Origin of the sequence: Thiorhodococcus mannitoliphagus (genome assembly GCF_010915725.1) — a bacterium.
Taxonomy (GTDB): Bacteria; Pseudomonadota; Gammaproteobacteria; order Chromatiales; family Chromatiaceae; genus Thiorhodococcus; species Thiorhodococcus mannitoliphagus.
This window is the reverse complement of the sequence record NZ_JAAIJR010000358.1, coordinates 1-1,024: the sequence shown is the minus strand read 5'-3', so window position 1 is coordinate 1,024 and position 1,024 is coordinate 1. Positions and strand designations below refer to the sequence as shown.

The 1,024-nt window shown below is 59.4% G+C and carries 1 protein-coding gene; it reads right to left on the bottom strand.

Annotated elements, in window-relative coordinates; all coding sequences use genetic code 11:
- On the bottom strand, positions 1 to 873 hold an 873-nt coding region (locus G3480_RS28090), incomplete at its 3' end, for an ISAzo13-like element transposase-related protein (protein ID WP_206171932.1).
- Between the last annotated feature and the right edge of the window lie 151 nt (positions 874 to 1,024).

Below are 1,024 nucleotides of genomic sequence, written 5' to 3'. Positions count from 1 at the left end.
GTAGAGGAGTTGGATTGGTTTGCCGATGGCATCGGCAAAGGCCACCAGACGGTGGAGAAACTGCGTGCGTCTGCCACTGCTTTCCGGGCCGTTGTCGAGCTTGATTTGGAGCAGGGAAACCGCGAGGCGTTCGGTCAGCGGGAGGTGCTCCCACCAGTGCACCAGGCTGTCGACGATGAAATCGCTGGTCTTGGCCGAACTGCCAAAGATCACGGACAATTGCGCGGTGTCCTCATCGACAATCCCAAAGGGGGTGTATTTTTCCTTGCAGCCCATGTCGTGATCGGCCGCTTGGTTGTCCCCCCGCGTCTTTCCGCCACGGGCGTACTCGCCGATGTTGACGGTGGCTTTACAATCGATGCTGATCCGCTTGGTGGTGCCGTGCGTCATCGGTTGACCGTCTTTTTCCTTGATGTTGGTGAAGATGGCGTCCGTTTCAGGAATTTTTTTTTGAGGTTTCGCCTTGAGCACCCTGCGTAGCCGATAGCCATTGCGGTTGAGGACCTCCGCCATCGTCGCGGGAGAGGGCAGGACGTCTTCGGCAACGCCGTGCTGACGCAACTGCTTGAGCGCTTCCGCAGCCGTCAATCGGGTGTACGACAACGCGGTGCGGAACGTTGGATCCTGTTGTGACTGCGCGTGTGCCAACGCCCATAAGACGCGCGCGACGTCCGGGTGCTGATCTTCCCACAGCGGTTTGCCACAGAAGGCCTCTTGCGCCCCCAGGCAGGTCACTCCGGTGCGCTGCTCATGAAGTCCGAGTTGGACGGTCTCGCGACCCCACCCGAACACGCGCTCCGCTTGGCGGGCATTGCCCGCGCAATATTTCAGCGCCATCTTGGCCTGGAAGGAGCGACGTGTCGCCCCCGTCATCTTGGAACTCGCCAACGTCAGGTCATCGATTTGCGAGGGGAGCAACGAGGGCGCGGTCGCTTCTGTTTCGGCTGACATGGTCGGACTCGATAGGGTCAGTCTGTTGAGTAAATCCCATCTTAACCGGGTAAACTGTTATTCGGAAATCACC